This is a genomic window from Halomonas sp. (genome assembly GCF_014859505.1).
Lineage (GTDB): Bacteria > Pseudomonadota > Gammaproteobacteria > Pseudomonadales > Halomonadaceae > Halomonas.
This window is the reverse complement of record NZ_JACUUD010000125.1, coordinates 1-7,438: the sequence shown is the minus strand read 5'-3', so window position 1 is coordinate 7,438 and position 7,438 is coordinate 1. Positions and strand designations below refer to the sequence as shown.

Below are 7,438 nucleotides of genomic sequence, written 5' to 3'. Positions count from 1 at the left end.
GCGGACCGGTAGTTCAGTTGGTTAGAATGCCGGCCTGTCACGCCGGAGGTCGCGGGTTCGAGTCCCGTCCGGTCCGCCACGATGATGGCCGACAGCACAAGCAGGTCGCCGTAGAAAGATGCAGTATGCTTAGCAGTTCACGTGGGTGATTAGCTCAGTTGGTTAGAGCACCAGCCTCACATGCTGGGGGTCACTGGTTCGAATCCGGTATCACCCACCACGCGGACCGGTAGTTCAGTTGGTTAGAATGCCGGCCTGTCACGCCGGAGGTCGCGGGTTCGAGTCCCGTCCGGTCCGCCATTCCTGCAGGCACTTCGCTGTACACGAATCTCGCAAGCCCCGAGCCTTCTCGCTCGGGGCTTCGTCGTTTCTGCCCCCCCTTGCCCCTGGCCGTTTCTTGCATCAGGCTTTGCGCCTTCGTGTCCGCTGTCATACAGTTGTTTGAATTTTGCCCGTCGGCTTATTCATCGCTGTCGTCTGCCAAGAACAAGGAGCACGCCGTGACTGCCTATTCCCATCTCTTCCGTCCCCTGTCGGTGGGCCACCTGACGCTGCCCAACCGGGTGCTGATGGGCTCCATGCACACCAACCTGGAGGAGGCGCCCGGCGGCTTCGAGCGCCTGGCCGCCTTCTATGCCGAGCGGGCCCGGGAGGGCGTGGCGCTGATCGTCACCGGCGGCATCGCGCCCAACCCCGAGGGCGCCGTCTTCCAGGGCGCCGCCACCCTGGATCGGGAGGCGCAGTTGCCCGAGCATCGCCGTCTGGTGGAGGCGGTGCATGCCGAGGGTGGGTGCCTCTGCCTGCAGATCCTGCATGCCGGGCGCTACGCCTACAGCCCGGCCCTGGTGGCCCCCTCGGCGATCCAGGCACCCATCAACCCCTTCATGCCGCGGGAGCTCTCCGCTGACGAGGTGGAGCAGCAACTCGCCGACTACGTGCGCTGTGCGACCCTGGCACAGCAGGCCGGCTACGACGGCGTGGAGGTGATGGGCTCCGAGGGCTACCTGATCAACCAGTTCATCTGTCGGCGCACCAACCATCGCGATGACGCCTGGGGCGGGGCCTTCGAGAATCGCATCCGCTTCCCGGTGGAGATCGTGCGGCGCATCCGCGAGGCGGTGGGCGACGACTTCCTGATCATCTTCCGCCTCTCCATGATCGACCTGGTGGAGGAGGGCAGCACCCATGACGAGGTGGTGGCCCTGGGGCGCGCCGTCGAGGCCGCTGGCGCCAGCCTGATCAATACCGGCATCGGCTGGCACGAGGCACGGGTGCCGACCATCGTCACCAGCGTGCCGCGGGCGGCCTTCACCGAGGTGACACGCCGGCTGAAGGCCGAACTCTCGGTGCCGCTGATCACCACCAACCGCATCAACATGCCGGAGGTGGCCGAGCGGGTGCTGGCCGAGGGCCATGCGGACATGGTCTCCATGGCGCGCCCCTTCCTGGCCGACCCGGCCTGGGTGAGCAAGGCCGCCGAGGGTCGGGCCGAGGAGATCAACACCTGCATCGCCTGCAACCAGGCCTGCCTGGACCATACCTTCCAGGGCAAGGCGACCTCCTGCCTGGTCAATCCGCGGGCTGGCCACGAGACCGAGCTGCTTATCGCGCCTGCCGAGACTCCCAGGCGCATTGCCGTGGTGGGCGGCGGCCCAGCGGGACTGGCGGCGGCGCTCACCGCGGCTCAGCGGGGCCATGCGGTGACCCTGTTCGAGCGCGGCACCGAGCTGGGCGGTCAGTTCAACTACGCACGCCGTATCCCCGGCAAGGAGGAGTTCGACGAGACCCTGCGCTACTTCCGGGTGATGCTGGACAAGCACCGGGTGCAGGTGCGCCTCGACTGCGAGGCGGATCTCCCGGCGCTGCGGGACTTCGATGCGGTGGTGCTGGCCAGCGGAGTGCGCCCGCGTCGTCTGGCGCTGCCCGGCAGCGATCATCCTAAGGTGATGAGCTATCCCGCGGCGATCCTGCAGCCAGAGCGGGTCGGGCCGCGGGTGGCGATCATCGGCGCCGGCGGCATCGGCTTCGACGTGGCGGAGCTGCTCACCCAGGGCGATCACGTATCCCTGGATCGGGATGCCTGGTGCGACGAGTGGGGCGTGGATCTCTCGGTCTCTACGCCGGGAGGGCTCAAGGCGCCGCGCCGCCCCCAGGTGCCTCGTCGGGTCTTCCTGCTGCAGCGCAAGGCCTCCAAGCCCGGGAAGGGCCTCGGCAAGACCACCGGCTGGGTGCATCGCGCCTCGCTCAAGCACCGCGGCGTCGAGACGCTGGTCGGCTGCGAGTACCTGGGCATCGACGATGCCGGGCTGCACCTGCGGGTGGGGGAAGAGGGGCGACTGCTCGAGGTCGATACCGTGGTGATCTGCGCCGGCCAGGAACCGGTGCGAGAACTGCTCGAGCCGCTTCGAGCCGAGGGCCTGGAGGTGCACCTGATCGGCGGCGCCGAGGAGGCCGCCGAGCTGGATGCCAAGCGCGCCATCGATCAGGGCACCCGGGTGGCGGCGGCTCTGTAATCTCCTGCCTAGCCTGGCGCCGCTCTCCTGCTGGCTTTCCTTCGGGCCCGCCGAGTCTTCTCGGCGGGCCCGATCGCCTTGCGTTGGCAAAACTCCACGGTTACCAACGAACCCTTGGTCGACATCAGGCTCTCAGGAGTTAGGGTCCAGCGTTGATTCGATGTCCGCTAATGCTGTGCCGGACTGTCCTACGCTGAAACTGCCACGATCCGGAGCGCCGCTGACGCAAGGCGCCGAATCATCGGGCTTTAAGGAGACATCGATGAGCATCTTCGACCATGTGCAGAACCGCTACGAGCGCGTCCAGCAGGAGGAGTTGACCCTGCAGGAGTTCCTGGAGCTCTGTCATCGGGAGCCGACGACCTTTGCGTCGGCCGCCGAGCGGATGCTCGAGGCCATCGGCGAGCCCGAGGTGATCGACACGGCCAAGGATCCACGGCTGTCTCGGATCTTCTCCAACAAGGTCATCCGCCGCTATCCGGCGTTTGCCGAGTTCTACGGCATGGAGGAGGCGATCGAGCAGATCGTCTCCTTCTTCCGCCACGCCGCCCAGGGCCTCGAGGAGCGCAAGCAGATTCTCTATCTGCTTGGCCCCGTGGGGGGTGGCAAGTCGTCGCTGGCCGAGCGCCTCAAGCTGCTGATGGAGAAGGTGCCCTTCTATGCCATCAAGGGCTCGCCGGTCTACGAGTCGCCGCTGGGCCTCTTCTCGCCCGAGGAGGACGGCGAGCTTCTCGAGAAGGAGTACGGCATCCCGCGGCGCTACCTGAAGAGCCTGATGTCGCCCTGGGCGGCCAAGCGTCTCAAGGAGTACGGCGGCGACATATCGCAGTTCCGGGTGGTGCGCCTCTACCCGTCACGGCTCAACCAGATCGCCATCTCCAAGACCGAGCCCGGCGACGAGAACAACCAGGACATCTCCTCCCTGGTGGGCAAGGTGGATATCCGTCAGCTGGAGATGTACTCCCAGGATGACCCCGACGCCTACAGCTTTTCCGGTGGCCTGTGCCGCGCCAATCAGGGGCTGATGGAGTTCGTGGAGATGTTCAAGGCACCGATCAAGGTGCTGCATCCGCTGCTGACCGCCACCCAGGAGGGCAACTACAATCCCACCGAGGGCATGGGGGCGATTCCCTTCGAGGGCGTCGTGCTGGCCCACTCCAACGAGAGCGAGTGGCAGGCCTTCCGCAACAACCGCAACAACGAGGCTTTCCTCGACCGCGTCTATATCGTCAAGGTGCCCTACTGTCTGCGGGCCTCCGAGGAGGTCAAGATCTACCGCAAGCTGCTCGAGCACTCCTCGCTCAACCAGGCGCCCTGCGCGCCGGATACCCTGCGCATGCTGGCCCAGTTCACGGTGCTCTCGCGGCTCAAGGAGCCGGAGAACTCCAGCGTCTATTCCAAGATGCGGGTCTACGACGGCGAGAACCTCAAGGATACCGACCCCAAGGCCAAGTCGATCCAGGAATACCGGGATGCCGCCGGGGTCGATGAGGGCATGGACGGGCTATCCACCCGCTTCGCCTTCAAGATCCTCTCCAAGGTGTTCAACTTCGACAGCCAGGAGGTGGCGGCCAACCCGGTGCACCTGCTCTACGTGCTGGAGCAGCGCCTGGAGCAGGAGCAGCTGCCCCGGGAGACCTTCGAGCGCTACCTGCGCTACATCAAGGAGTATCTGGCGCCGCGCTATGTGGACTTCATCGGCAAGGAGATCCAGACGGCCTATCTGGAGTCCTATTCCGAGTACGGCCAGAACATCTTCGACCGCTACGTCACCTACGCCGACTTCTGGATCCAGGACCAGGAGTACCGCGACCCGGAGACCGGCGAGCTGTTCAACCGTCAGTCTCTCAACGAGGAGCTCGAGAAGATCGAGAAACCGGCCGGCATCTCCAATCCCAAGGATTTCCGCCACGAGGTGGTCAACTTCGTGCTGCGGGCCCGTGCCCACAACAACGGCATGAACCCCAGCTGGCAATCCTACGAGAAGCTGCGCGGCGTGATCGAGCAGAAGATGTTCGCCAACACCGAGGAGTTGCTGCCGGTGATCTCCTTCAACGCCAAGGCCTCCCAGGCGGACCAGAAGAAACACGAGGACTTCGTGGCCAGGATGGTGGAGCGGGGTTACACCGAGAAGCAGGTGCGCCTGCTCTCCGAGTGGTACCTGCGGGTGCGCAAGTCGCAGTAGGCCGAGGAGGTCATTCATGACCTATTTCATCGATCGACGGGCCAACGCCAAGCACAAGAGCGCGGTCAACCGCCAGCGCTTCCTCGATCGCTACCGCACCCATATCAAGCGCTCGGTGGAGGAGGCGGTGAACCGTCGTTCCATCACCGACATGGAGCGTGGCGAGAAGGTCTCGATCCCGAGTCGCGATATCTCCGAGCCGGTGTTCCAGCATGGCCCGGGCGGGAAGCGTTCGATTGTCGCTCCGGGCAACCGGGAGTTCATCGAGGGGGATCGCCTGCGCCGCCCCGGCGGCGGAGGTGGCGGCGGGGCCGGGGAGGGCAGCGCCTCCGATCAGGGCGAGGGCATGGACGAGTTCGCCTTCACCCTGAGCCGTGAAGAGTTCCTCGATTTCGTCTTCGAAGGCCTGGAGCTGCCCCACCTGGAGCGCAAGGCGCTGGTGGACCTCAACGAGGTGCGCCCGGTCCGGGCGGGTGTGTCCCGCCATGGTGTGCCGGCGCGGATCAATATCGTGCGCTCCATGCGCGAGGCCCATGCGCGACGCATCGCCATGCGGGCGCCGATCCGTCGCGCCCTGCGCGAGGCGCGGGAGGCCCTGGAGCTCGAGGAGGCAAAGGACCCGGTGCTGCGCAACCCGGCACGCATCAACGAGCTCAGGGCGGAGGTCGAGCGTCTCGAGAAACGCCTCGAGGCGGTGCCCTTCATCGATACCTTCGACCTGCGCTACAACAACCTGGTCAATCAGCCGATGCCCTCCAGCAAGGCGGTGATGTTCTGCGTGATGGACGTCTCCGGCTCCATGACCCAGGCTCACAAGGACATCGCCAAGCGCTTCTTCCTGCTGCTTTACCTGTTCCTGGAGCGCAGCTACGAGAAGGTCGAACTGGTCTTCGTGCGCCACCACACCGCCGCCAAGGAGGTGGATGAGGAGGAGTTCTTCTACTCCCGGGAGACCGGCGGCACCATCGTCTCCAGCGCCCTGACCCTGGTCGACGAGATCATCGCCAAGCGCTACCCGCCCGGGGAATGGAATCTCTACGTGGCCCAGGCCTCGGATGGCGACAACTGGGACGATGACTCCGTCGCCTGTCGCGACCTGCTGATCAAGAAGCTGATGCCGCGCCTGCAGTACTTCACCTACGTGGAGATCACGCCCCACGCCCATCAGGCGCTGTGGGAGGAGTACGAGACGGTGGCCGCCGAGTTTCCGGCGCGCTTCGCCATGCGCCAGATCGTCGAGGCCGGAGATATCTATTCGGTGTTCCGTGAGCTGTTCAAGCGCCGCGCCGTCGGTGGTTGAGCGCCCGACGCGGCGCCGAGGAGGAACCATGACACGACGCAAGCCCATTGCCACCGGCTCAGACTGGAACTTCGAGATCCTGACCGAGTTCGAGCGCGAGATCGCCCGGCTGGCGGACGAGTATCGCCTCGATACCTACCCCAACCAGATCGAGGTGATCACCACCGAGCAGATGATGGACGCCTACGCCAGTGTCGGCATGCCGGTGGGCTACCACCACTGGTCCTTCGGCAAGCAGTTCCTGGCCGTTGAGCAGGCCTATCGGCGCGGCCAGATGGGACTGGCCTACGAGCTCGTCATTAACTCCGATCCCTGCATCGCCTACCTGATGGAGGAGAACACCCTGATGATGCAGGTGCTGGTGATGGCCCACGCCTGCTATGGCCACAACTCCTTCTTCAAGGGCAACTATCTGTTCCGCGCCTGGACCGATGCCGGCTCGATCATCGACTACCTGATGTTCGCCAGGAAATATGTGGCCGAGTGCGAGGAGCGCCATGGCGTGGCGGCGGTGGAGCAGCTGCTGGACGCCTGCCACGCCCTGCAGAACTACGGCGTCGACCGCTACAAGCGCCCCTCGCCGATCTCCGCCGCCGAGGAGGTGCGCCGCCAGAAGGAGCGTGAAGCGTATCTGCAGTCTCAGGTCAATACCCTGTGGAGCACCATTCCCGAGCGGGCTCCCGCGGACGTGCTGGCCGGCGGACACGACGAGGAGGATCCGCTGGGGCTGCATGCGGGTGGGCGCTACCCCGCCGAACCCCAGGAGAACCTGCTCTATTTCATCGAGAAGAACGCGCCGCTGCTGGCGCCCTGGCAGCGTGAGGTGGTGCGCATCGTGCGCAAGCTGGCCCAGTACTTCTATCCCCAGCGCCAGACCCAGGTGATGAACGAGGGCTGGGCGACCTTCTGGCACTACACCCTGATGAACCGGCTCTATGAGGAGGGCCTGGTGGATGAGGGGCTGATACTGGAATTTCTGCAGTCGCACACCGCGGTGGTGCATCAGCCCGCTTTCGACAGCCAGTGGTACAGCGGGATCAACCCCTATGCGCTGGGCTTTGCCATCTTCAGCGACCTGAGGCGCCTGTGCGAACACCCGACGGAGGAGGATCGCCAGTGGTTCCCCGACGCTGCCGGCGGCGACTGGCGGGAGACCCTGGAGTTCGCCATGAAGAACTTCAAGGATGAGTCCTTCATCCAGCAGTTCCTGTCGCCCAAGGTCATCCGCGACCTCAAGCTGTTCATGGTGGTGGACGATGACCAGGAGGAGATGCTCGAGGTCTCGGCGATCCACGACGAGCGTGGCTACCGGCGGGTTCGCGAGGCGCTGGCCACCCAGTATGCCCTGTCGCTGCGTGAGCCCAACATCCAGGTCTATTCGGCGGACATCCGCGGCGACCGCTCGCTGACCCTGCGCCATGTCCAGGATAGCCGCCGCCC

At 65.3% G+C, this 7,438-nt stretch carries 4 protein-coding genes and 3 tRNA genes; all 7 read left to right on the top strand.

The features are described from left to right. Positions 1-2 precede the first annotated feature (2 nt). A tRNA-Asp gene (locus IBX53_RS13295) sits at positions 3-79 on the top strand. Between the two features lie 64 nt (positions 80-143). Further along, positions 144-220, top strand: a tRNA-Val gene (locus IBX53_RS13290). 3 nt (positions 221-223) lie between these two features. Then, positions 224-300 (top strand) — tRNA-Asp (locus IBX53_RS13285). A gap of 200 nt (positions 301-500) precedes the next feature. Continuing rightward, positions 501-2,513 (top strand): FAD-dependent oxidoreductase, encoded by a 2,013-nt coding sequence (locus IBX53_RS13280; RefSeq protein WP_290910010.1) that lies wholly within the window; start codon positions 501-503, stop codon positions 2,511-2,513. Between the two features lie 262 nt (positions 2,514-2,775). Further along, positions 2,776-4,698, top strand: coding sequence for a PrkA family serine protein kinase (locus IBX53_RS13275; protein ID WP_290910008.1), 1,923 nt, complete (start codon positions 2,776-2,778; stop codon positions 4,696-4,698). A 16-nt stretch (positions 4,699-4,714) separates the two neighbouring features. After that, positions 4,715-5,998, top strand: coding sequence for a YeaH/YhbH family protein (locus IBX53_RS13270; protein ID WP_290910007.1), 1,284 nt, complete (start codon positions 4,715-4,717; stop codon positions 5,996-5,998). A 28-nt stretch (positions 5,999-6,026) separates the two neighbouring features. Further along, the coding region (locus tag IBX53_RS13265; protein ID WP_290910005.1) for a SpoVR family protein at positions 6,027-7,438 on the top strand (1,412 nt) is incomplete at its 3' end.

Coding starts and splice junctions, on each gene's coding strand:
- IBX53_RS13270 (WP_290910007.1), top strand. CDS start 4,715: ATGACCTATTTCATCGATCGACGGGCCAACGCCAAGCACAAGAGCGCG.
- IBX53_RS13275 (WP_290910008.1), top strand. CDS start 2,776: ATGAGCATCTTCGACCATGTGCAGAACCGCTACGAGCGCGTCCAGCAG.